Source organism: Collinsella sp. TM10-22 (assembly GCF_003466125.1).
Taxonomy (GTDB): domain Bacteria; phylum Actinomycetota; class Coriobacteriia; order Coriobacteriales; family Coriobacteriaceae; genus Collinsella.
This window is the reverse complement of sequence record NZ_QSOC01000005.1, coordinates 161,842-186,285: the sequence shown is the minus strand read 5'-3', so window position 1 is coordinate 186,285 and position 24,444 is coordinate 161,842. Positions and strand designations below refer to the sequence as shown.

At 61.4% G+C, this 24,444-nt stretch carries 19 protein-coding genes and 1 pseudogene; 2 read left to right on the top strand and 18 right to left on the bottom strand.

The window, feature by feature from the left end; translation table 11 throughout:
- Positions 1-502: 502 nt before the first annotated feature.
- From DXD94_RS06785 to DXD94_RS09830, 8 genes and pseudogenes are all read right to left on the bottom strand, one after another.
- Positions 503-1,942, bottom strand: coding sequence for a PTS transporter subunit EIIC (locus DXD94_RS06785; protein WP_117763606.1), 1,440 nt, complete (start codon positions 1,940-1,942; stop codon positions 503-505).
- Between the two features lie 118 nt (positions 1,943-2,060).
- Positions 2,061-2,906 carry a PRD domain-containing protein gene (locus DXD94_RS06780; RefSeq protein ID WP_117563639.1) on the bottom strand — a complete coding sequence of 282 codons (846 nt, stop codon included), beginning with the start codon at positions 2,904-2,906 and terminating at the stop codon, positions 2,061-2,063.
- A gap of 248 nt (positions 2,907-3,154) precedes the next feature.
- The gene (locus DXD94_RS06775; RefSeq protein ID WP_117563640.1) at positions 3,155-3,739 is read right to left on the bottom strand and encodes a histidine phosphatase family protein; all 585 of its coding nucleotides are present in this window, start codon (positions 3,737-3,739) and stop codon (positions 3,155-3,157) included.
- A 242-nt stretch (positions 3,740-3,981) separates the two neighbouring features.
- Positions 3,982-5,283 carry a molybdopterin-guanine dinucleotide biosynthesis protein B gene (mobB, locus tag DXD94_RS09935; protein ID WP_117763605.1) on the bottom strand — a complete coding sequence of 434 codons (1,302 nt, stop codon included), beginning with the start codon at positions 5,281-5,283 and terminating at the stop codon, positions 3,982-3,984.
- A gap of 109 nt (positions 5,284-5,392) precedes the next feature.
- Positions 5,393-5,473: pseudogene (locus DXD94_RS09845) on the bottom strand (hypothetical protein); the annotation flags it as partial.
- Entirely contained in the window at positions 5,470-5,691 is a 222-nt protein-coding gene (locus DXD94_RS09840; RefSeq protein WP_233540342.1) for a hypothetical protein, read from the bottom strand. The gene DXD94_RS09840 and the pseudogene DXD94_RS09845, both read right to left, overlap by 4 nt.
- 112 nt (positions 5,692-5,803) lie before the next feature.
- Entirely contained in the window at positions 5,804-6,142 is a 339-nt protein-coding gene (locus DXD94_RS09835) for a radical SAM protein (protein ID WP_233540337.1), read from the bottom strand.
- On the bottom strand, positions 6,133-6,339 hold the full coding sequence (locus DXD94_RS09830) for a hypothetical protein (protein WP_233505222.1): 207 nt from the start codon (positions 6,337-6,339) through the stop codon (positions 6,133-6,135). The genes DXD94_RS09835 and DXD94_RS09830 overlap by 10 nt, the downstream gene beginning before the upstream one ends.
- Before the next feature lie 267 nt (positions 6,340-6,606).
- On the opposite strand from DXD94_RS09830, the gene DXD94_RS06760 reads away from it, so the two are divergent.
- A complete protein-coding gene (locus tag DXD94_RS06760) occupies positions 6,607-7,953 on the top strand; it encodes an MATE family efflux transporter (RefSeq protein ID WP_117734659.1) in 1,347 nt (448 codons plus the stop codon).
- Between the two features lie 74 nt (positions 7,954-8,027).
- Positions 8,028-8,876 (top strand): MerR family transcriptional regulator, encoded by an 849-nt coding sequence (locus DXD94_RS06755; RefSeq protein ID WP_117763604.1) that lies wholly within the window; start codon positions 8,028-8,030, stop codon positions 8,874-8,876.
- Between the two features lie 67 nt (positions 8,877-8,943).
- On the opposite strand, the gene ligA is transcribed toward DXD94_RS06755, so the two are convergent.
- The 10 genes from ligA to kdpA all read right to left on the bottom strand — a co-directional run bounded on the left by ligA (position 8,944) and on the right by kdpA (position 24,220).
- Positions 8,944-11,172 carry an NAD-dependent DNA ligase LigA gene (ligA, locus tag DXD94_RS06750; protein WP_117763603.1) on the bottom strand — a complete coding sequence of 743 codons (2,229 nt, stop codon included), beginning with the start codon at positions 11,170-11,172 and terminating at the stop codon, positions 8,944-8,946.
- Positions 11,173-11,621: 449 nt separating this feature from the next.
- Entirely contained in the window at positions 11,622-13,079 is a 1,458-nt protein-coding gene (locus tag DXD94_RS06745) for a S1C family serine protease (RefSeq protein WP_117763602.1), read from the bottom strand.
- A 207-nt stretch (positions 13,080-13,286) separates the two neighbouring features.
- Positions 13,287-13,949, bottom strand: coding sequence for a response regulator transcription factor (locus DXD94_RS06740; protein ID WP_006234733.1), 663 nt, complete (start codon positions 13,947-13,949; stop codon positions 13,287-13,289).
- A gap of 50 nt (positions 13,950-13,999) precedes the next feature.
- Complete coding sequence (locus DXD94_RS06735; protein WP_117763601.1) at positions 14,000-15,337, bottom strand: glutamine synthetase family protein; 1,338 nt, start codon at positions 15,335-15,337, stop codon at positions 14,000-14,002.
- Positions 15,338-15,478: 141 nt separating this feature from the next.
- Complete coding sequence (locus tag DXD94_RS06730; RefSeq protein ID WP_158564799.1) at positions 15,479-16,501, bottom strand: LacI family DNA-binding transcriptional regulator; 1,023 nt, start codon at positions 16,499-16,501, stop codon at positions 15,479-15,481.
- Between the two features lie 120 nt (positions 16,502-16,621).
- Positions 16,622-17,314, bottom strand: a complete 693-nt coding sequence (locus tag DXD94_RS06725; protein ID WP_117763599.1) for a GntR family transcriptional regulator — start codon at positions 17,312-17,314, stop codon at positions 16,622-16,624.
- Positions 17,315-17,519: 205 nt separating this feature from the next.
- Positions 17,520-19,469, bottom strand: a complete 1,950-nt coding sequence (locus DXD94_RS06720; protein WP_117763598.1) for an NAD(P)/FAD-dependent oxidoreductase — start codon at positions 19,467-19,469, stop codon at positions 17,520-17,522.
- A gap of 248 nt (positions 19,470-19,717) precedes the next feature.
- Positions 19,718-20,308 carry a potassium-transporting ATPase subunit KdpC gene (gene kdpC / locus DXD94_RS06715; RefSeq protein ID WP_117763597.1) on the bottom strand — a complete coding sequence of 197 codons (591 nt, stop codon included), beginning with the start codon at positions 20,306-20,308 and terminating at the stop codon, positions 19,718-19,720.
- A 12-nt stretch (positions 20,309-20,320) separates the two neighbouring features.
- The gene (gene kdpB, locus DXD94_RS06710; RefSeq protein WP_117763596.1) at positions 20,321-22,381 is read right to left on the bottom strand and encodes a potassium-transporting ATPase subunit KdpB; all 2,061 of its coding nucleotides are present in this window, start codon (positions 22,379-22,381) and stop codon (positions 20,321-20,323) included.
- A 15-nt stretch (positions 22,382-22,396) separates the two neighbouring features.
- The gene (gene kdpA / locus DXD94_RS06705; protein ID WP_117763595.1) at positions 22,397-24,220 is read right to left on the bottom strand and encodes a potassium-transporting ATPase subunit KdpA; all 1,824 of its coding nucleotides are present in this window, start codon (positions 24,218-24,220) and stop codon (positions 22,397-22,399) included.
- Between the last annotated feature and the right edge of the window lie 224 nt (positions 24,221-24,444).

Sequence of the window (24,444 nt, the reverse complement as noted above, 5' to 3'; positions counted from 1 at the left end):
ATTGTCAAAAATAAAACCGCAGGTAGACGGCTTGGCGGTTTTCGAAAAACCACCGTGTGGTTGGCCCCTACCACTTAAACGTAGTAGATAGGCCGGTTTCGTGGCGAGGCATGTTGCGGGACGCGCACGGACCGACCCATCGAAACTATGCCGGCTTAAGATATGCGGACGGAGCTGACGGAGACGACGTTTGCCCAGATAAAACCGACCAAAATAAACCTGTCCCTTATTGGCAGGTTCAAAACCATGCCGGTTTACGGGGCAGAACCAGTGCCCCTTGAGCATGCCAGAAACGGCAAGGACAAAACCGCAGGTAGGAGGCTTGTCAGTTTACGGAAAAACGGGGTATGGTCAGCACTCACCGTTTCAGCCCCGTAATCCGGCATGGTTTTGATTTTGGGCAGTCGCTCGGACGAGCGCATGGCATCTAGCCCCTTTGAAAAAAACCGGCGGGGCGCCCCCCCCCCCCCGCCGGCTTGGTACCGAGTCTTTGTCGTTTGGGCTACTTGGCAGCCTCGGGCTTGTAGGTGGCAAACTCGATCGCAAAGCCCACGGCGGCACCCACGAAAGAGGCAACGATAGCCCAGATCATGTGGTTGATGCCGTTAACACCGGAGGGGTCGATGAAGGACAGCCAGTTGAAGACGCCCAGACCACCGGACATGTACACCACGGCGCCGGAGAGACCAATGATGAGGCCGCCCACAGCAGAACCGATGCTGGCGTTGATGAAGGCCTTCTTATCGGGCAGGGCGACACCGTAGATAGCGGGCTCGGTGACACCAAAGAAGAAGGCGGAGATCATGGCCGGCAGCGCGATACCGCGGAACTTCTCGTCCTTGTTCTTGAGATACATGGCGAAGAGCACGGCGCCCAGCGAGAAGGAGTGGGCGATAACGGAGCCCAGGATGTAGTCGTGGCCCAGAGTGGACAGGTTGACCAGCGCGATGGGCACGAGCGACCAGTGGAAGCCAAAGATGACCAGGCACATCCAGAAGGCACCGACGAGGGTGCAGCCCAGGAGGGAGCCGATCATGGGCAGGCCAAACAGCAGCGCGAAGAACTCACCAAGCAGGTTGGTGATGAGCGTGGCGATGGGGCCAATGACCAGATAGCCAAGGGTGACGGTAACGGTGACGACGATCAGCGGGGTGAAGAACATCTTCATAGAAGCGGGCATCCACTTCTTAACCCAGTGCTCGAGGGTGGAGCCAAACCAGACCATGAGCAGGATGGGGATAACGGAGCTGGTGTAACCCGAGGCAGGCATGATGAGCGGCAGGCCCAGGAACGTGGTGTACCAAGAGAAGGTGCCAGCAAAGCCGAGCTCGACGGAGCCGACAACCTCGCCCGAGGTCAGGGCAACCATGGTGGGATACACCAGGGCAAAGGCGATGGCCATGCCGTTGAACTCGCTCATCTTGAACTTCTTGGCCGCGGTAAAGCCAAGCACCACGGGCAGGAAGTAGAACATGCCGTCAGCGACGGTGTAGAGCAGCGTGTAGGCGCCGTCGTTGGCAAAGCTCGGGACCAGGAAGGTAGCGAGCGCCAGCAGGCCCTTCATGATACCGGCAGCGGCGAAGGTGCCGAGCATGGGGGCGAAGATGCCCGAGATGAGGTCGATGATCACATCGGTAACGCCCTTGAGAGCGGCATCGTCGTCATCGGCGTCGACGGCGCCGCCGTCGCTAAAACCGCCGGCCTTGAGAACGGCGTCGTAGACGTCCTCGACGATGTTGCCCACAACAACCTGGTACTGGCCGTTGGCGTGCATGACCTTGATGACGTTGGGCAGCTCGGAGATTGCCTCGTCATTGGCCTTCGACTCGTCCTTGAGCTTAAAACGAACACGGGTAATGCAGTGTGCGACGCATTTGACGTTGGACTTGCCGCCAACCAGCTCTACGATCTGGGCAGCAAGATCGTCATATTTACCTGCCATGATCTGTCCTCTCTTTTCCAAATTTCGACAAAAATATCCCCTACCGCGAGCCGGTACCTTGCCCGCAGTTAGAAACCAAAAAGAATTGTTGCGATTGCCGCCGGGCTGGCGGCTTTACTCACTCGGTCTGCGAAGCCGATCGCAGACGGTTGATATGCATCATCAGATACAAGAGCTCCTCGTCCGAGCAGCTCTGCTTGAACTCTTTCTCGAACACGCGGTTGATGGCGTACGCACACTGGTAGGCCTCGGGAAAATCGCGGGCGGCCTGCATAAACAGTGAGGAGTTCTCGGTCTGCGTGCAGCTGCCCTTAACAAGGCGGCGAACCAAAAAGCGCAGGTGCGCAAGAAAGCGAATGTAGCAGTACGACGCCGTGTCGAGCGAGCAGCCGAGCTGCTTTTCCACGGAATGGGTTACCTCGTCAAGCACGCGGGTGCTCTTCATGATGAAGTCCATGTCCTTGGCGCGGCCCATGCCGTCGACCTCGGCGTTAACGATGTGGAGCGCGATGCTCGTGGCCTCGTTCTGACCCAGCTTGGCGCCGGTGTGCTTTTGCACGATGGCGAGCGCGGCCTGACCGATTTCGAGCTCACGCGGGTAGATGAAAGCCACCTCATGCTCGAGCGGGTTGGGAGCGCTGATCTGGTCGTCGTCGCGCTGAACGGCAAACTGCAGGTGATCTGCCAGGATAAAGGGCAGGCCACCGGACAGCTTGCAACCAAGCTGCTGGGATGCGAAGCAGGCAATGTCGCTTGCCGCGAGCAGAACGTCGTCGGGAAGTGTGCCGACCATATCCTGCAGGCTCTCGGGAACGTTATAGAATTTGCGCTGGATGAGCGACTCATCGGCAAGCTCGTAGGGCATCTCGTGAAAACCGATGCCCTTGCCAAAGACAACAACCTCTCGGCCGTCATCGCTGGCGGCGAGAGCAACGTTATTGTTGATCTTCTTTAAAATGAGCATGAAAAAACTCCTCGGACATCGGCGCTAGACGACGGGGCGATATTCCTCGTCTTCTATTATGCGCAAGTGATGCCTCCCGAGGAGTAACAAACTTGTGAGCACGTGGGCGATTGTAGGATGAAACTTGCATGCAGCGTAAGCCCCATTGGTGCGAAAGTCCGCTGAACGGTAGGAAATCGCCTGTAAACGGCAAAACCACCACAAAGGTGCCTGGCCCCTTTGTGGTGGTTTTGGCTGATGCCCCGATGTTACTCGCGCGGGGTGCCGTAGGGGTTGTACAAATCTGCAAGAGCAAATGTGCCGGTAGTAGCATCAAAGTCGAGTTCGAGCACACAGCAGTTGCCAATGCGGTGCTTCATCTTGAGCGGCTCCACGCCCACGCCGCGCATGACCTGAGCCGCTGCGGCGCCATGGCTCACGCACAACACGCTCTCATGTCCAGGGCGCTGCATGAACTCGGTGATGGTCGCCATCATACGCTCGCGAAACTCGACTTCGCCCTCGCCGTCATACTGCTTGTAAAAATCGCCGTACGGCAGGCGCGGATTCAAATCCTCGCTCGCGCCCTCAAATTTGCCAAAGTTCCACTCCTTAAGGCCCTTGACGCGCTCGTAAGGCTGACCGGGGAACGCAAGCTCAAGCGTGTCGCACGCACGCTCGGACGTCGAACTGTACGCATGGTCAAACGTAAGGCCACGCCCTCGCAGGGTCGCACCGACAGTTTTAGCCTGCTCGATTCCCAGCTCGGTGAGCGGCGAGTCACACCAGCCCTGCTTGCGACGAAGCAAGTTAAAGAGCGTTTGACCGTGACGCATAAAGTACAGTTTTGACATGAGGCCTCCGTGATCGCAATCGTTTGTCAGCGATTATGACACCTTGAGCTAACTTTAAGTCAAAGCTTTTTTGCAAAAACCACCACAAAGATGCCTGTCCCTTTTTGGCATGTTATGGCAGCGCAGCGAGCCGGTTCCAAGTGCCCCAGGTCGCCCCGAAAGAGGAGCGACGCGTACTTTGGTACGCGAGCGACGGCTTGAGGGGCGAGATGGGGTGCTTGGGGCAGGCGCAGCGTCAAGCCTTAAAGGTGGTCTTGGATGAGATCGCAGATGGCTCGGGCGTCGTTGATGTTGATGGCTCGGGTTGCAAAGCCCGCATCGAAGGCCTGACGCGCCAGGGCCTCGTTGCAGGCGAGCGCCAGCGTGCGGCCGTCGACCAGGTCGAGCGAGCTCTTGCCGCGCAGGCGATCGACGCCGGAGCGCGCGACCACGATGTTGTCGAAGCCCTCGGTCTTGTAGCCCTCGATGATCACCACGTCAACATCGCCGTAGCGCAACAGCAGCTCGCGCGCGGGCATCTCGTCCTCCTCGCGCGTATCGGCATACTCCGCCCAGCGCGTGGCGCAGATGAGCCCCACGTGCTTGGATCCGGCCTGGTGATGGCGCCACGTATCCTTAGCGGGAACATCGATATCAAAGCCATGATGCCCGTGATGCTTGAGCGAGCCCACGCGCAGGCCGCGGCGGGTGAGCTCGGCGATAACCTTCTCGACGAGCGTGGTCTTGCCCGAGTTCTGGTAGCCGATAAATGCGATCGCGGGGACGGCCGGGGCCGGAACTGCGGACGCGATGGCAACGGATGCGCTCGCGGGTGCGGCACCGTCGGCGGTCACGGACTCAACAGCAGCGGCCTGACGCTCGGCGCGATCCCACACGCCCGAGTGGCCGCCTTCCTTGTGCAGCAGGCGTACGTCGACGATCTCCATGCCGCGGTCGACGGCCTTGCACATGTCGTAGATGGTCAGGCACGCGGCGCTCACGCCAGTCAGGGCCTCCATCTCAATACCGGTCTTGCCCGTCACACCGGCTGTGACCAGCACGTGAAAGCCGACCTGCCCGTCTGCGCGTGACGGCGCCCAGCCCTCGGGCACGTCCTCGACGGGCGTCCCCGCCGGCGCGATAGGCTCGATATCGCACTTACTCTTGGTAACGAGCAGCGGATGGCACATGGGGATGATGTCACTCGTGCGCTTGATGGCCATGATGCCCGCTACGCGCGCGCAGGCAAGCACATCGCCCTTTTTGGCGCGATCCTGCAGCACCATGGCCTGCGTCTCGGGATGCATGAGGATGGTGCCCTCGGCGATGGCGATGCGATGGGTCTCGGCCTTGTCGGACACGTCGACCATACGAACCTCGCCCTTGGCATCCACATGCGTTAGCTCGTCGCGGCGGGCGTCGCGAGCGGGCTCGGCAGCAGCTCCGGCAGACGGCTGTGCGGTCGCGTCGGCGTTGCCAGCATTCGCCGCAGCCGTGACTTTGTGGGCAGACATCGCGGCCCTGCGAGCGGCCTTGGTGGCATCGGCGTACCTGCTCTTGGCCATATGATCCTCCTCCGATTTGGGACATAAATCGTTGCGTGCCCTCAATTATCGCGTGTTCCTGCGGTTTGTGGGCCACGGCATCGCGCCAAATCGAAAGCACCTGCATATCATCACCACGGCGCAGCGCCTCACGCACCGAATACTCGGCATCGCCGAACAGGCACGGACGCACGTTGCCGTCGGCCGTCAGGCGCAGGCGGTTGCAGCTCGCGCAAAATGGTTGGACATGGCGCTGATAAAGCCGACCGTTCCCGCCGCACCCGGAAAGCGCCAATAGCGCGCGGGACCCGTGCCGGCAGGAGCGTCGGTGATGTCGAGCGGCTCGAGCTCGCCCAGGCCCACCGTGGCGGCCCCGCATTGACGCGCGCCCGTAGCTCGTCGCTCGGCACGGTGTCGCTCGCATCCCACAGCGCCGGATTGAGCGTGGGCGCATGAGGGTCCACGGCGCAATGAGAGCTCGTACGCTCGTCGCCGATGGGCATGTATTCGATGAAGCGCAGGTGAATGGGACGGTCGACGGTCAGGCGCGCGAGGGCCGCCACATCTTGGTTGAGCCTGCGCACAACAACGCAGTTGACCTTGACGGGCTCAAAGCCCCAGGCCAGCGCCGCGTCGATGCCGGCCATGGTCTGCTCGAGCCGGCCCAAGCGGGTGATCTCTTCAAACAGCACGGGTCGAGCGTATCGAGTGAAATGTTGACGCGGTTAAGCCCGGCGTCTTTGAGCTGCGGCGCCAGCTTGGGCAGCAGGGCGCCATTGGTGGTAAGCGAGATGTCCTCGATCTGCGGAATCGCGCGGATGTCGCGAATGAGCGGGATGATACGGCGGCCGACCAGCGGCTCGCCACCCGTCAGGCGCACGCGGCGAATGCCTCCCCCGCCACCAGGCGCACAAAGCGGGCGATTTCCTCGGCGCTGAGCAGCTCGTCGTGCACGCGGGGCGCCACGCCTTCGGCCGGCATGCAGTAAATACAGCGGAAATTGCACTTGTCGGTAACGGCAATGCGCAGGTAGTTGATATCGCGGCCAAAGCCGTCATGTTGCACGTGCCCGTCCACGCAGCCCTCCCCTCACGCTGGTCTTTATTCTTTAGGGAATATAGTACCGCACGGGAAGAATAGGTCGACATGCGTACGACACGACGCAGGGCAAATGGCGTTTTCTAGCGTGAACTCGACATGGTTCAACGCACCTGCATTCAATTGGAAATGCCTACGCACGCAACTTTTTCGCCCGGTCCTCAACTCAAACCTTGACTCTACACTCGTTGTAGGGTTTTCACTACACTGGTAGCTAAACGACCCAAGCCAGAAAGTGCCCCGCCCATGGAACACGACCTCACACGCGGCAATGTCCTTAAGACCATTGCGGTCTTTGCCCTGCCCTATATGCTCTCGTACTTTTTGCAGATGCTCTACGGCATGGCCGACCTGTACATGATGGGACAGTTTAGCGGCGCGGCCGGCATCACCGCCGTGGGCAATGGCGCGCAGACGCTCTATATCATTACCGTGACGCTCGTGGGCCTGGCCATGGGAACGACAGTCATCGTCGGCCACGCCGTGGGTTCGCGCCGCTTTGACCGCGCCGAGGCCGCCATCGGCAACACCATCACGCTCTTTATGGGCGTCTCGGTGGTGCTGGCCGCCGTCTTGTTTGCGCTGTGCCCGCAGATCGTGGCGCTCATTGGCACGCCGGCCGAGGCGGTCGAAGGCACCGCTGCCTACCTGCGCATCTGCTTTGTCGGCATTCCGTTTATCGCCGCGTACAACATCCTCTCGGCCATCTTTCGCGGCCTGGGCGATTCGCGCTCGCCCATGTACGTGATCGGCGTGGCGTGCATCATCAACATCGCGCTCGATTTTTTGTTTATCGGCCACATGGGACTCGGCCCCGTGGGCGCGGCACTCGGCACGGTAACCGCCCAGACGGCAAGCGTTGCCCTCGCGCTCGTGTGGCTCAAGAGCCGCCGCACGCACATTCACCTCAAGCGCAGCGACCTGCGTCCCCAGCCCGAGGTGCTCAGCAGCATCCTTAAGATCGGCGTGCCCGTGGCCGTGCAGGACGGCTGCATCCAGGTGGCGTTTATGTTCATCACCGTCATCGCCAACCACCGAGGGCTCGTCGACGCCGCCGCCGTGGGCTTGGTCGAAAAGATGATCAGTTTTTTGTTTATCGTGCCGAGTTCCATGGGCGCCACCGTCAGCGCGCTCACGGCGCAAAACGCCGGCGCGGGCAAGGGCGACCGCGCGCGTCAGGTGCTCAAAGATGCCATGACCATCTCGGTGATATATGGCTGCCTGATCACGGTGCTGATGTGGCTGGTGGCACCGGCGTTTCTCGGCTTTTTTGCCAAGGACGCCGCGGTCGTTGCGGCCGGCACCGGCTATATGCGCAGTTATATTTTTGACGCGATCTTTGCCGGCATCCACATTTGCTTTAGCGGTTTTTTCGCTGCGTATGGCAAGAGCTACATCGGCTTTGCGCACAACGTGCTGGCAGTGGTGCTCATTCGCGTGCCCGGCGCGTGGCTGCTGTCGAACGCCTACTCCGACACGCTGTTCCCCATGGGCATCGCCTCGCCGTGCGGGTCGATTCTGTCGGTGATTATTTGCGTGGTGGCATTTACCGTACTCAACCGTCGCGGAGCTTTTGACAAGCTGATGGCGTAGCGGCTCGTTCGTGTCATACGACGGCCGCGCTGCATGGCCCCAGCGTTCCCCCGCCCACCGAAAGGAGCGGTCCCATGACCGACACGCCAACTGAACATACCGAGGGCCTGCTCCGCATTGGCGAAGTGGCGCGCATGTTTAACCTGAGCGTGGGCACGCTGCGCCATTACGAGCAGATGGGCTTGCTGGACCCGGCGCACATCGATCCGGCGAGCGGGTACCGCTACTACGGATCACGGCAGCTCTCCACCCTTAACACCATCAGCCACCTGCGCGTTCTCGACTTGCCGCTCGCACAAATCCGTGAGTTTGTGACCACGCGCGATGTGAACCTTATGCAGCGGCAGCTGGCTCAGCAGCAGGAGCTCATCGAACGCAAGCGCCGCGAACTAGAGCGCGTGTCGCGCAAGATTGACAACCGGCTTGCCCTGCTTCACGATGCCTTGAACACCGAGCTCGATACCATTTGCGCAATCGATGCACCCGAGCTTCGCTGCGCCGTGCTGCGCGAACGCGTCAACCCCACCGACGCCTATGCGCTGGAGTGGCAGATTCGTCAACTGCAGAAGGGGCAGCACGAGACCTTTGTCTTTCTGGGCAACTTGGGCGTCGGGATTGGCGCCGAGCGCCTCGCCGCCGGTGATTTTGATGGCTACGACGAGGTCTTTCTGCTGCTCGATGACACCGATGATTACTTGGGTGACGTTGAGACGCGACCTGCCGCGCACTGCCTGACCATAAGCTTCCGCGGCACGCACGGGCAAGCAGCCCCACGCTACGAGCGGTTGCTCGGCTATATGCACGAGCACGGCATAGTACCCGCCGGCTCCTCGCGCGAGATCGCCTTGATCGATGACATTATCAGCGACGACCCAGCAACCTACGTGACGCAGATCACGGTGCCCGTTACTGCGGCCGAATAAAAACCTCCCGGATAGCATCGGACCATCCGGGAGGCTCTTCAATTTGATTAATTTGGCTATCGGCGCCTTAAGCCTGGGGCACCTCACCAGTCGCAAGAATCTGCTCGAGTGCGTCCTCATCCAATACAGGCACGCCCAGCTGCTCGGCTTTGGTGAGCTTGGAGCCCGCTTTGGGGCCGGCGACCAGATAGCTCGTCTTCTTTGACACGCTGCCCGAAACCTTGGCGCCGAGTACCTTGAGCGCCGCACCTGCCTCGTCGCGCGTGCGGTTGACGAGCGTGCCGGTGAGCACAAAGGTCAGACCCGCGAGCGGCTGTGCGTCGGCGAGCTCGCCGGCCACGCCAGCGTCGGCTGCGGCTTGCGCGTGCGCGGCGCCCAAGTCGACCTCGAGCGACATGCCCGCCTGGCGCAGGCGCTCCAGCACGGCGAGGTTCTCGGGTACGGCCAGGAACTGCTTGACGCTTGCCGCAATCTTGGAACCGATGCCCTCGCACTCGGCGATGTCCTCTTCGCTTGCCAAGATGAGCTTGTCAATCGACAGGAATCGTTCGGCGATGACCTCGCCCACACTCTTGCCCACGTGGCGGATACCCAGGGCAAACAGTACGCGACCGAGCGGCTGGCTCTTGGACTTGTTGAGCTCGGCGATGATTTTCTCGGCCGTCTTGAGGCCCACCGGGATGGGGTCGCCCTTCTTGACGCCCTTTTTGCTGTTGGAGCTGGCATACACGCGACCCGTGTCTAGGCCGGCGATGTCGTCGACCGTGAGCTGGTAGAAGTCGGCGACATCGTGGATCAGGCCAGCAGCGATCATCTTGTCGACGATCTCGTCGCCCAGGCCGTCCACGTCCATGCAGCCGCGGCTCACCCAGTGGAGCAGGCGCTCCTTGAGCTGCGCCGGGCAGTCGATGGACACGCAGCGATATGCCACCTCGCCATCCTCGTGGACCACGGGGCTGCCGCACACGGGACAGACCTCTGGCATGTGCCAGTCGACCGAATCGGCCGGGCGTTTGTCGAGCACCGGCCCCACGACCTCGGGAATCACGTCGCCCGCCTTGTGCACGATGATGGTATCGCCCTCGCGCACGTTTTTGCGGCGGATCTCGTCGATGTTGTGCAGCGTGGCGCGCGCGATGGTGGAACCGGCGACCGTCACCGGGTCGAACTCGGCGACCGGCGTGAGCACACCGGTGCGGCCCACCTGGATGCGAATCTCGCGCAGGATGGTCTGCTTTTCCTCGGGCGGGAACTTAAAGGCAATGGCCCAGCGCGGTGCGCGGGCGGTAAAACCTAGGTCGAGCTGCTGCTGGAAGCTGTCAACCTTTACGACCACGCCGTCGATGTCGTAGTCCAGGTCGCCGCGGTGCTCGAGCGCCTGGGCACAGAACTCGTGGACCTCGGCCGGCGTGGCGCAACGAGCCACGTTGGGGTTGACGCTAAAGCCGGCGTTGCGCAGCCAGTCGAGAAATTCGCGCTGGCTGTGGACGTGCAACGGGTCGGTATCGGCAATGGCATAGATAAAGGTGGCCAAGTCGCGACGCGCCGTGACCTTGGGGTCTTTTTGGCGCAAGGATCCTGCAGCGGCGTTGCGCGGGTTGGCGAAGGGGCCGCGGCCCTCGGCATCGGCCTCTTCATTCAGACGTACAAAGCTGCCTTTGGGCATATAGACCTCGCCGCGTACCTCAATGGTGCGCTCGCGGTCGGCGCCCATGTGGGCGAGCGCCGGCTCGGACAGGTGCATGGGCACATCCTTGATGGTACGGACGTTGAGCGATACGTCCTCGCCCGTGGTGCCATCGCCACGTGTGGCCGCGCGCACAAAGGTGCCGTTTTGATAGGTAAGCGCCACGCCCAGACCGTCGATCTTAAGCTCGCAGGTATAGGTGACGCTGCCGGCACCGAGCGCATCCTCGGTGCGTTGGAGCCATGCGTCGAGCTCGTCCAGATCCATGGCATCGTCCATGGAATACATGCGCGCCATGTGCGTTACCGGCGTAAACTGCTCGCTCACGTAGCCGCCCACGCGCTGGGTATAGCTGTCGGGCGTCACCAGGTCAGGATAGGCCGCCTCGATCTCCTGCAGCTCAACGAGCATTTTGTCAAAGGCGGCGTCCGTGATCTCGGGCGCATCGAGCATGTAGTAGCGATAGGCATGGTAGTCGAGCTCGTGGCGCAGCTCGGCCGCGCGCGTTGCCGCCTGGGCACGGACATCGGTCGGTGCGGTGGCTTCCGCGATCGCGGGCGTTTCGGTATCGATGTCCACGCCGTCACCAAACAGGCTCGATTGCTCCATAGCGGCACTCCTTCGCTCGATTTCAAACGGATACTAGAGTACCACCGGTCGCAATGAGGCCGAATAGCGGTCTCGAACCGCACCGAATCGGCAGCCGCCAGACTGGGGTGGACAGTTAGTTCAGAAACGTATAAATCCTAGAGCTGGATCAGGCACGAACACCCCTGTTTCAACAAATTTGGGCTCCCTGAGACCATGTAAACGTCCCGCTCTCCCTCCCAAACACCCATTCAAGCCCCATCCCAATCAAAAATTGCTCAAAACGCATCCCAAGCTGCCCCAGATTTATACGTTTCTGAACTAACTGTCCAGGCCATTCCGAACCAAGCCTCTTGCCAGCCACAAGTGCTCCGTTTTCCTCCGTCCCCAAGGGATCATCGCGAAAAGAGGGGGCTGCCCCGCGTTGGCGGGACAGCCCCCTCTGGCTTCGATATGTGTGGAGTGGCTCGTTAGTAACCCTGACCGTAGCCCTGGCCCTGCTGGCCTAGCAGCTCCTCCAGGTACTGGCGCAGCTGTTCGTCGGTAATACCGCCGTTGCCGGTGTCGGTCGCGCTGTCGTCCTGCTGCTGGTTCTGCAGCTCCTCGTCGGAGCCCAGTTCAACCGTGACCTTCTTCTCTTCCTTGCCGCGCATGAGCGTGATCTCGACCTTCTCGCCCACCTCGTGGCTGCGCAGTGCGATGATCAGGCCATCGGCGCTCGTGATCTCGTCGTCGCCCAGCTTGGTGATGACATCGCCCTCCTGAATGCCGGCCTTGGCAGCAGGACCATCCTCAACGACGCTCGCCACATACGCGCCGCTATCGGTGCTCAGCTTGTTGGTGCGGGCGTTGAGCGCGTTGACGCTCGAAAGCGTAGCGCCCATGTACGGATGCACCGGCGTCTTGCCGTCGATGATCTGGTCGGCAATGTTCTTGACATAGTTGACCGGAATGGCAAAGCCCACGCCCGAGCTGGAGCCCGAATAGCTCTCGATGAGCGAGTTGATACCCACAAGCTCACCATTGTCGTTGACGAGCGCGCCGCCGGAGTTGCCCGGGTTGATAGCGGCGTCGGTCTGAATCATGTTGGCATAGATGGTATTGCCGCTGGTAGAGCTCATGGCCGTGGAGCGATACAGCGCCGACACGATACCCGTGGAGACAGACTGCTCGTTGCCAAACGGCGAACCGATAGCCATGACCCACTCGCCCACGTTGAGCTTGGAGGAGTCGCCGATCTCGATCGGGGTGAGCTTGGAGGCATCGGCATCCTTGAGCTTGATGACGGCGAGGTCGCTCGAGGCATCGTTGCCCACGAACTCGGCCTCATAGGTGGTGCCGTCGTCCATGGTCACCACGTACTGGTCGTAACCATCGACCACGTGGTTGTTGGTGAGGATGTGGCTCTCGGTATCGAGCACCACGCCCGAACCGACGCTGCCCGAGCTATCCGACTCGTCGGCAGACTGCGAAAGCGAGCCATTCTGGCTACCGCTCGAAGTGGCGGCGATGGAAACGACGGAGGGCAGGGCCTTAGCAGAGACGGCCTCGGCCAGCGTGGTGTCCTCGGAGTCGATGGTGATCTTTTGCGTCGATGAACCCGAAGCACCCGCCGTCACGGCATTCTTACCGCCACCAATATCGAGCGTGCCACTCATAATGAGTGCGATGACCAGCAAGGCTCCGCAGGCACAACCGGCAAGCGCCGTAATAAAGATCGGCAGCTTTTTGGTCTTGGTCTTGACCACCGTGTGCTTGTTTACAACCTGCTGGCCGCCCAGCGGCTTGCCGGTCTGCGTGTCGTAGGCCTGCACGTAGGGAATGTTGTTGCCGTCGGCAGGCGTCGACTCCACCTGTACGCGCGGCTGCTGCTGAGTCTCGCCGGCGTTGCCCGCATCCTGGGGACGCTGGGGATCGTTCTCGTTCATGCTGCAATCCTTTCGTCAAATAACCAAAGGCCCGCCAAACATGTGGCGGGCCATCATTGTTCACGTTGAGTTGTACCCCAATATGTGGGCGAACGTGTATGAGAACGAAATCTTTTAGGAAGGTTTAAGTTCTGTTGCAGACCCGAAAGGGACCCCCACCTGTGGCAAAGCCACCACAAAGGCGCCTGTCCCCTTTGTGGTGGAAATCTAGTCCTTAAACAGATAGCCCACGCCGCGGACGGTGGTGATGTGTGCCGCGATCTGCGGGCCCACCTTGGAGCGGATGCGTCGGATATGCACGTCGACGGTACGCGTACCGCCGCAGTACTCAAAGCCCCACACGCGGTGCAGCAGCACCTCGCGGCTGTAGGCGCGGTTGGGGTGCGTGGCCAAAAAGCTCAGCAGCGAGTACTCCATCAGCGTCAGGTCGATGGGCTCGTTATCGAGCGTCACCTGGTAGGTAGCCAGGTTGATCTCGAGGTTGTCGATGTTGAGTACATCGTCGGCGGTGACGGTCTCCTCCTCGCCCATCAGGCGCTGCGCACGAGCCTTGAGCTCGTTGGGCGTCGCCGTGGGGCATACAAAGTCGGCATGCGCGTGATTGGGCAGGCGCAGGGTGCCGAGCGCCTCGTCGTCGACGATCACCAACATGGGAACGCCACCGCGGTCGTCAAGCCACTTGGCAATCTGATCGATGCGGTCGCTGCGGATGCCATCAGAATCGAGGATCAGCAGGTCAAAGTCGTGCGCCGCAGTCGGCGAATCGGGGGTGGCCAGGCTCACCTCGACACCCAGGGTGGTCGTCAAGCTGCGGGCAAACTCGTGGAAGCGCGTCGTGCGCGCCATGAACAGGGCACTCTTTTCGGACATATCGGCCTCCAAAGAAATGAGCTCAATCGTACTGGGACAAGCCAGCGCGATTAGGAGTTCGCCAGGTAGTGCTTGATCTCCCATTCGGTGATCGTGGATTCGAACTTATGCCACTCGTCACGCTTCTTTTTGAGGAAGAAGCCGTGGATGTGATCGCCGAGGGCATCCTTCATAAACTGCGAGCCCTCAAAGACGTCGAGTGCCTCTTTAAGCGAGCGCGGCAGCGGCGTATAACCGGCCTCGAGCATCTGGCGGTCGTTGAGCTTGAGCGTCTCGGCCGTGGCCTCGGGCGGGAGCTCCAGCTTGCGCTCAATGCCGTCGAGACCAGCCGCCAGCGTGACGGCGTTGACCAGATACGGGTTGGCCATGGGATCGGGGCTACGAAGCTCGATGCGCGTGGACAGCTGCTTGCCGGGCTTGTAGACCGGGATGCGAACCATGCTTGCGCGGTTGCGCAAGCCCCACGTGGCGTACTGCGGCACGGAGTCGCCGCCCGTGGTGATGCGCTTGTACGAGTTGACGGTGGGGTTGGTGATGGCGCTGATCTCGCGCGCGTGCGCCAGGATGCCGGCCATGTAATGCTTGGCAATATCGGAGAGGTGGTACTTCTCGTCGGCCTCGCCCCAAAAGACATTGTTGCCGTCGTGGTCGAACAGCGACTGATGCAAAAACATGGCGCTGCCGTCCTCGCCCGCCAACGGCTTGGGCATAAAGGAGGCGTGGCAGCCGCTCTCGTAAGCCTGCTGCTTAATGATGAGTTTGGCCGTGGTAATGGCGTCGGACATGCTCAGGGCCTCGGCATGGCGCAGGCTCATGCCGTGCTGCGAGCGACCGGCGGCATGGAAGGTGTACTCCACGGGCACGGACATCTTCTCGAGCGTAAGGACCGTGTTGCGGCGCAGATCGCGAGCGGCATCGCTCACCGAAAGATCGAAGTAGCCCACGTTGTCGAGAGGCTCGGGCGTGTGCTCGTCGGGGAAGTAGTAATACTCCAGCTCGGCGCCCACGTTGAGCAGATAGCCGGCTTTCTCTGCCTTGCGGAACATGCGACGCAACGCATCGCGCGGATCGCCGGCGAAGGGCTTGCGATCGGGAGTGCACACGTCGCAGAACACACGGGCGACGCCGTTGTGGCTCGGACGCCACGGCAAAATCTGGAAGGTCGAAGCATCGGGAAACGCCAGCATATCGGCTTCCTCGGGCGTGGCAAAACCCTCGATGGCCGAGCCGTCAAAGCCAATGCCCTCCTCAAATGCGACCTCGAGGTCCTCGGGGCTAATGGCAAAGTTTTTGAGGCGGCCGAGAATGTCGACAAACCACAGACGCACAAAGCGGATGTCACGCTGCTCTACGGAGCGGAGTACGTAATCGATGTTCTGCTGGTTCATGTCGCTCCCCTTTCTTTCGGGCGGGTTTCGACTGGTCTATACCGCAGATACTATCGCAGAAAAATGTTTCCGCAGGGTTAAAGCGTATCAAGCGCTCAAAAAACGTGCGCGAACAGGCGGGTGCCAAGCACGAACGAATGGTTAGCGCGAGGTCGAAGCGCGGTGTTCGATGTGGCCGGGGACCTCGATGCGCTTGGGGGCGAGCTTTGCGGCATCGCCCACCGTGGTGGTGACCACATCGATGCGCTCAGACAGACGCTCGACCACGCGCTCGGCGATGGTGAGGGTGTCCTGCGCGGCCGTGGTCACGCCGCCAAAGAGCACATGATTCCAGGGGTAATCGTCAAACGTCGCAATCTTGAGACCCGCCGGCAGCGAGGGGCCCAGCTGCGTCAACGCCTCGGTCAGACGCAGAAAGACCAGGCCGTTGACGGCGATAAGGCCGAGCTTTTTGCCCGCATAGTCGCGGATGGCCTCGTCCAGGCGGCCGACACCCGCGGCGCCACCGTCGGCCAGGGTGACGACCTCGCCGGTCGGGGCGCGACGCGAGAGCTCGTCGGCAAAGGCCTCGGCGCGCTCGCGACGCACGGGGCTGTCGTCGCTTGCCTCGGTGAGCAGGCACAGGTGCTCGCTGCCCGCGGCGACCAAGGCGTCTACCAGGCCGGCGACCAACTCGCGGTTGTTAGAGGTCACCAGATCGATGCCGCCATTGGCAACATCGCGGTCGAGCAGAACGACAGGCAGGCGCCCCGCGGCCGCGGCGATCGCCTTGTCGTTGCCACCACAGGTGTTGACGATCAGGCCGTCCACGCCGGCATCGATAAGTCTGGTGAGCGACTCTGCCTCCTTGGCGGGGTCGTTGCCGCTAATGGCCGTCATGAGCGAGCTGCCGCGCGCGGCGGCGCTGGCGGAAAGCCCTTCGAGCATGGCGCTCGAGAACGGGTTGCCAATGTCGGCCAGAATCACGCCGATGAGGTTGGTGCGTGAGCTGCGTAGATTGCGTGCGGCGGCACGTGGGCGATAGCCAGTGCGCTCGATAACCGCCGCGATGCGAGCACGGGTTTCCTCGGTCATCTGCCCGGGGCGGTTATTGAGGTAGCGCGAAACCGTGGCCGGGCTCACGCCCGCCTCGGCGGCAATGTCCTTGATTCTCATCTGCGCCATAGCGCACCCCGTTTCCCAATTGTCGGCAACCTGAGCCATTTTAGGCATTTATACGAACTGCCTACGCCACCAGAGCCGCAGAACGATCTTAATTTCACCGCAGCTAATAAAGGGCGCGAGTTAGATGGCCGAGTCTTTAGGCAGCTCAAAATAGTCGGGATGCAAGGCGATAACCGGGCCCTGCTCCTCGGGCATCAGATGCAAGTGCGTCTCTGCCAAATAGCTCGCCGCGTCGGTATCGCCCTTCTTAATGGCCTCGAGAATCCGGCGATGCTGCCGACGAATCGGCTCCCAATCCAGATCCTGCGACACCATACGCAACCAGTTGTAGCGCTCGAAATGCGTATTGACGCTCCTCATCCAATCCCACAACATGTGGCGGCCGGCAATCTCAAAACACGTCTCATGGAACAGGTTGTCCAGATCGAAAAAGCGACGCGTTTCGCTATGGTCGAGCGACTCGGACTCGGCAAGAATCCGCTCGAGCCGCTGCTTTTGCTCGGGCGTGGCGGCAGAGCAGCATTTAATGAGCACGCTTCTCTCGAGTTTCTCTCGCAAGAAACAGGCGTTCTCGGCGCGCTCCATGCTGATTTTTGAGACATAGGTGCCGCTTTTGGGACGCGTTTCCACCAGCTCCTGCTCACGCAAGCGCACAAAGGACTCGCGAATGGGCGTGCGCCCGATTCCCGTCTCCTTTTCCAGACCAATCGCCGAAAGGCGCGTGCCGGGCTTGAGCTCGGCATAGATGATCTTGGAGCGCAATGCGTTGTATGCCTGATCTTGCAGGCTCTGATAATGCTGGTGCTGTTCCATAAAGCCCTCGAATGAAGCTCACGGTTTGTCGAATATCACCACGTAATACTATCGCATCCCCCATTCCCTCAGTTGCGGTGAAATAGGGCGCGCTCACGTCGCCAGGATCACAAGAACAAGCGGCGGCATCCCGAAACCCGGGACACCACCGCTGTTTTGCTATCGGATGGCGCAGAGACGCCCCCCTCATGCACCAAGGGGTTGACTAGAGCTCGCAGGCGACCTTGTAGCCATCGCCGATGGCGTCGCGGATGTTACCGCACTTCTGGGCATCGCCCAGCACGTGGGTGACAACGCCGGCAGCGGCAAGGTCATCGGCAAGCCTGGTATTGGGGCGGTAGCCCATGGCAAGCACCAGCGTATCGGCATCGGCGATGGTGTGGATCTGGCCATCCTTTTCGTAACTGATGGTGTCCTCGGTAATCTCGGTCACCTTGGCCTCGGTCAGCACGTGAACGCCCTTGGAGAGCATGCGCGTGATGAGCACCGCGCGACCGGCACCGCCCTCGTTGGCGGCGAGCGTCTTGGTCATCTCAATGACGGTGACATCGCGATTGGCCGGCGACAGGTCGTTGACCAACGGGGCCAGGTAATCGGCCGTCTCGCAGCCGACGGTGCCGCCGCCCACGATGACGATCTTCTTGCCCGGGAAGGCCTTGCCGCCCAGCAGGTCGTCAGCCGTCATAACCTGCTTAAAGCCCTGCATAAAGGCTGGAGCGATGGGCTCGGCGCCATAAGCCAGGACAACCTCGTAGCCCGCGTAATCGCGCTGAATGTCCTCGGCCGAAAGCTCGGTACCAAAGACGCACGTGACGCCGGCCTCGGCCAGGCGACGGTACTGATACTTGATCACGCGGGTGAGTTCCTGCTTTGCCGGCGGAACGGCTGCGATGCGCATTTCGCCGCCCGGCTCATCCTGCTTGTCCACGAGCACCACGTTATGGCCGCGCTTGGTGGCAATGTAGGCCGCCTCCATGCCCGCGGGGCCGGCGCCCACGACGAGCACGTTCTTGGCCTCGGCGGCAGGCTCGTAACCGGCCTCGTCGCGCTCCACGTCCGGGTTGACGGTGCAGGAGATGCGCTTGCCGAACATGATGCCGTTCAGGCAGCGCAGGCAGCCGATGCAGGGACGAATCTCGTCGGCGTTGCCGGCAGCCGCCTTGTTGCAGAACTCGGCATCGCACAGATTGGCGCGGCCCATCATGCAGATGTCGGCAGCGCCGTCCTCGATCAGCTCCTCGGCAATCCATGCCTCGTTGATGCGGCCGACCGTGGCAACGGGAATGTTCACATGCTTTTTGATCTCGCGCGAACAAGCGGCGTGCGAAGCCTGCTGTGTACCAGCGGCGGGAATTGCAGAGCCGCGCTTGATGGTGGTACCGCCCGACACGTGAATCATGTCGACGCCGGCCTTCTCCAGGCGACGCGAGACGTAGATCATGTCGTTGAGGGTCAGGCCGCCATCGGTGTACTCGTCGCCCGAGATACGGACGTCGATGATGAAGTCCTTGCCGCAACGCTCGCGAATCTCGGCGATGACCTCGAGCAAGAAGCGCATGCGGGCGTCGAGCGAGCCACCATACTCGTCGGTACGCTTGTTATAGAGCGGGGTCAAAAAGCCGCCGAGCATGCCATGGGCGTGTGCCGCATGGACCTCGACGCCATCGACGCCGGCCTTCTGCATACGCACGGCAGCGTCGCCAAACTGATGCGTGAGCTCGTGGATCTCATCGACCGTGATGGGGCGCGGCGCCTCACGGGCATAGGACGGGCCCACAAAGGACGGAGCGATCAGGCGCGGCGTACCCGGAATGTTAAAGGCCATGTAGGCGGGGTGGAAGAGCTGCGGCATGATCTTGCAGCCGTACTCGTGGACGGCCGCGGCGAGCTTTTCCCAACCGGGGATAAACGTGTCGTCGTAGCAGCACATGTCACCCGGCAGATAGGTATAGGTGGGCTCAACCGTCACGACCTCGGTGATGATCAGGCCCACGCCGCCCTTGGCACGGGCGCGGTAATGATCGACCAAGTCTTCGGTCACATAGCCATGATCGGCCAGGTTGGTAGACACCGGCGGCATAAAGACGCGGTTCTTGACCTCGGTCGTACCGACCTTGATCGGGCTAAAGAGCATCGGGTAGGCAGAGGACTCCATACAAGGTTCCTTTCGTTTGAGCCGCTCGGCGGCAGTTGCTAACGTACTTATCGTATCAGAAACTGCCGTATCCGCACTCGCTCGCACTCCTCACCTTCAATCCCGACCCTCACAAAAAAGTTGCGGTGGAATACGGAGTAGATAAGGCCTTTGGCAGCAAAAACAGTCCGTATTCCACCGCAACTGATGGGCGGGGTGGAATTGAGGGCTCAGATAGTCAATCATGCCCTCATCCGCCACCCCCTCACCTACAGCGCGCCGTCCAGCATAAGATTCACCTTGAGCACGTTGACCGTGGGCTCGCCGAACATGCCGAGGAAACGGCCCTTGGTGCACGCGGCGATGATGTCGCGCACCTCGTCCTCACTTTTGCCCGTGGCCTTGGCAAGGCGCGGAACCTGGTACTCGGCGGCATCCGGAGAGATCTCCGGGTCGAGGCCGGACCCCGAACACGTCACCAGATCGACGGGCACAGCGTCCATATCGGCATCGGGGTTGGCGGCGCGGATCTTCTTCACGCGCGCATCTATCAGCTGCCGATACTCCTCACTCGCCGGGGACAGGTTGGACGGGGCACCATACGCCATGAGCTCGCCGTCTTCGCCTTCGACAATTGATACGTTCTGGATACGACCCCACATGTGGGCTTCGTCATCGAAGTTCTGGCCGATGAGCTCGGAACCCACAACCTTGCCGTCGACCGTAATGAGCGATCCGTTCGCCTGGTACGGAAACGCAAGCTGCGCGACGCCGGTCACCACGAGCGTGTATCCCAGGCCGCAGACGATGGTAAACAGCGCGAACACGCCAAGTGCGCGCGATGCGATACCTTTGAACATACAAACCTCCGTCTACATCATGCCAATGCCGAACAAGGCCAGCAGTATGTCGATAATTTTGATGAATACGAACGGCGCCACGATACCGCCCAGACCCCACACCAGCAGGTTGTGGGTCAGCAGCTGGCCGGACGAAAGCTCGCGGTACTTCACGCCTTTCAGGGCGGCAGGAATCAGCGCGACGATGACCAACGCGTTGTAGATAATGGCGGACAGCACGGCAGACAACGGGCTGGTGAGCCCCAGGATGTTGAGGGCGTCCAACCCGGGGTAGATCGGCGAGAACAGCGCCGGGATGATGGCGAAATACTTGGCGACGTCGTTGGCGACCGAGAAGGTCGTGAGCGAGCCGCGGGTCATGAGCAGTTGCTTGCCGATACGCACGACCTCGATGAGCTTGGTGGGGCTGGAGTCGAGGTCGACCATGTTGCCGGCCTCCTTGGCGGCCTGAGTGCCGGTGTTCATGGCCACGGCGACGTCCGCCTGGGCGAGCGCCGGCGCATCGTTGGTGCCATCGCCGGTCATGGCGACCAGGTGGCCCTCACGCTGGAACTCGCGGATCTTCTCGAGCTTGCCTTCAGGGGTGGCCTCGGCCAGGAAGTCGTCCACGCCCGCCTCGGCGGCGATGGCGGCCGCCGTGAGCGGGTTATCGCCCGTCACCATGATGGTCTTGATACCCATGCGGCGCAGGTCGGCGAACTTCTCCTTCACGCCGGACTTGATGATGTCCTTAAGGTAGACGACACCCAGCACACGTCGGTCCTTTGCCACGACCAACGGGGTGCCGCCCACCTTCGCAATGCGTTCGACGGCCTCGTCGCACTCCTTCGAGAACACTCCTCCGGCAGCCTCCACATAAGCGCGAACGGAATCGGCCGCACCCTTGCGAATCTCGCTGCCGGCGTAGTTCACACCGGACATGCGGGTCGCCGCGGTGAAGGGGATGAACTCCATGCCCTTATCCTCGAGCGTGCGACCGCGCAGCCCAAACTGCTCCTTGGCGAGCACGACGATGGAGCGGCCCTCGGGGGTCTCATCCGCCAGAGAGGACAGCTGCGCGGCATCGGCGAGTTCTGCCGGATCGACACCGTCGACCGGAATGAACTCAGCGGCCTGTCGGTTGCCCAAGGTGATGGTACCGGTCTTATCGAGCATGAGGATGTCGACGTCGCCGGCGGCCTCGATGGCGCGGCCGGACATGGCCAGCACGTTGGCCTCGTTCAGTCGGCTCATGCCGGCGATGCCAATGGCGGACAGCAGCGCACCAATGGTGGTGGGCGCCAGACAGACGAGCAAGGCAACGAGCGTGGTCACAGCGGTGGGGTTCGCCATACCGTTGAGCCCTGCAGAGAAACTCGAGTAGCAGTACAGTGCGAGCGTCACGAGGATGAAGATGACGGACAGAGCAACCAGAAAGATCTCGAGCGCGACCTCGTTGGGGGTCTTCTTGCGGGCGGCGCCCTCGACCATGGCGATCATCTTATCCAGGAAGCTCTGGCCAGGCTCGCTGGTGATTTTCACCACAATCCAATCGGAAAGCACGGTAGTGCCGCCAGTGACGGCAGAACGGTCGCCGCCAGCCTCGCGAACCACGGGTGCAGACTCGCCGGTGATGGCCGACTCATCAACCGAGGCGGCACCCTCGATGACATCGCCGTCTCCCGGAATCTGCTCGCCGGCGCGCACGACCACCAGATCCCCGCGTGAGAGCTCGGTACCGGGAACGACCGTGAAGCGGTCCTTATCCTCGACGGACTCGATGCGATGGGCCTCGACGTCCTTTTTCGCCGCGCGCAGGGAGTCTGCCTGCGCCTTACCGCGGCCCTCGGCAAGTGCCTCGGCAAAATTTGAAAAGAGGTCGGTCAGCCAGAGAATGACGGCAATGGCGATCACATAGTACGTGGGGACGCCGGCGTCCTGTACCCCAAAAATAGAGGCGATGGCCAGAATGGAGGTCATGGCGGCCGAAAGCCACACCAGGAACATAACCGGGTTTTGGACCTGGACACGGGGGTCAAGCTTGGCAAATGAATCGCGCACCGCGCGGCTCATCATGTCTTTTTGCATAACCATAAATCTGCGACTCCTTTACGCAACCATCTGGAAGAATTCGGCAACGGGACCAAGCGCCAACGCCGGGAAGAAGCTCAGGGCGCCAATCAGCAGAACGACGAATACCAGCAGAAACACGAACATGGCATTGGTGGTGGAAAGCGTGCCGGCGCTCTCGGCGACCTTGCCCTTCCCGGCCAGCGAGCCCGCAATGGCGAGCGTGCCCACAATCGGCAGGAACCGCGCGAACAGCATCTCGATACCCAGCAGCACATTGATCCACGGGGTGTTGCAGTTCATGCCTGCAAACGCCGAGCCGTTGTTGCCGCCGCATGAGGTGAAGGCATACAGCACCTCGGAGAAGCCATGCGCCCCGCCGTTGTTGAGTTGGTCGACAAGACCGGGCACCATGCAGGCGATAGCGGAGCTCACCAGAATGGCGAACGGAGTGGCGAGACACAGAACCACCGCCCAGCGCATCTCGGTCGGCTCGATCTTCTTGCCCAGGAACTCGGGCGTGCGGCCGACCATAAGGCCGGCGATAAACACCGTGAGGATGGCGAAGCCGATCATGCCGTACAGGCCGCAGCCCACGCCGCCGAACACCACCTCGCCCAGCGCTATCTGGAGCATCTGGACAAACCCGCCGAGCGGGGTGTAGGAGTCGTGCATGGAGTTGACCGAGCCGTTGGAAGCAGCCGTCGTGAAAGCGGACCAGGTGGAAGAGGAGGCGATGCCAAAGCGGCTCTCCTTGCCCTCCATGTTGCCGCCGGCCTGGCCGTCGGTCATCTCGATATTGACCGCTCCGCCATCGGCCAGCTGCGGGGTGCCCGCATGTTCGTTGACGGCGATGATGCCGGTGAAGATCACCAGCAGGATGAACATGGCGGCAAAGATAGCCTTGCCCTGCTTGGTGTTCTTGACGCCGATACCGAAGGTGAAGCAGCAGGCGGCCGGGATCAGCAGCAGGATGGTCATCTCGATGATGTTGGTGAAGGCACTGGGGTTCTCATACGGATGGGCGGAGTTCACGCCGAAGAAGCCGCCGCCGTTGGTGCCGGACTGCTTGATGGCGACCTGAGGAGCCGCGGGACCCTGGGGCAGGAACTGCTCGGTGACCACGCGCGCGCCCTCGACAACCTTGCCGTCGACCTTGACCGTGTCGCCCTCGATCTGGGCGCCGTCGATGACGCTCCAGCCGCCGTCTGCATTAGGCTGGACAGCGACGGGCTCTACGAGCTCAGCCTTCTGAGCCGGCTGGAAGTTGGAGATGACGCCACCGGCAGCCAGGCAGATGCCGAACACGAGGTTCAGCGGGATGAGCACATACAGGACGGTGCGGGTGAGGTCGACCCAGAAGGAACCCAGACCCTGCTCCTTGACCTGACGGAAGCCGCGGATCAGCGCGAACATGACCGCGATACCGGTGCCAGCGGAAACGAAGTTCTGCACGGTGAGGCCCATGAACTGCACAAAGTAGGACAGGGTGGTCTCACCGGAATAGGATTGCCAATTGGTGTTGGTTATGAAGGAAGCGGCCGTATTGAACGACAGATCCCACGGCACACCCGGCAGGTGCTGGGGATTGCCTGGCAAGAAGGACTGAAGCGCCTGGAGTGCCACAAGAGCCACGAGGCCGATCCCCGAAAAGACCAGCACGCTCGCCAGATAGCGCCTACACCCCATCTGCTCTGCCGCGTCGATGCGAAGCAGACGATAGACGCCACGCTCCACAGGAGCAATCACAGGCGACAGGAACGTATGCTCACCATCCATGATATGGGCCATGAATCGACCGAGCGGAACGGCCAGGACGACGAGCACGGCAAAGTACAAGATGTACTGAATCGCAGCGTCCATAGTTTACGAATCACTCCTCATCAGAATGTAGATGTCATAGATAAAGAGTCCAATGCAGACGACTCCGATAATGGGAATGAGGATGTCCATTACCGCCCCTTTCACGCGCGGTCCGATGTCTCGGACGCCTGCTCTCGCAAGCGTCTGGGGACAGTAAACGCTTCTAGGGATTAAAGAGGCGTGAGGGCTGGGGCTCACGACCTTAAGATGCCGTAAAGATGCAG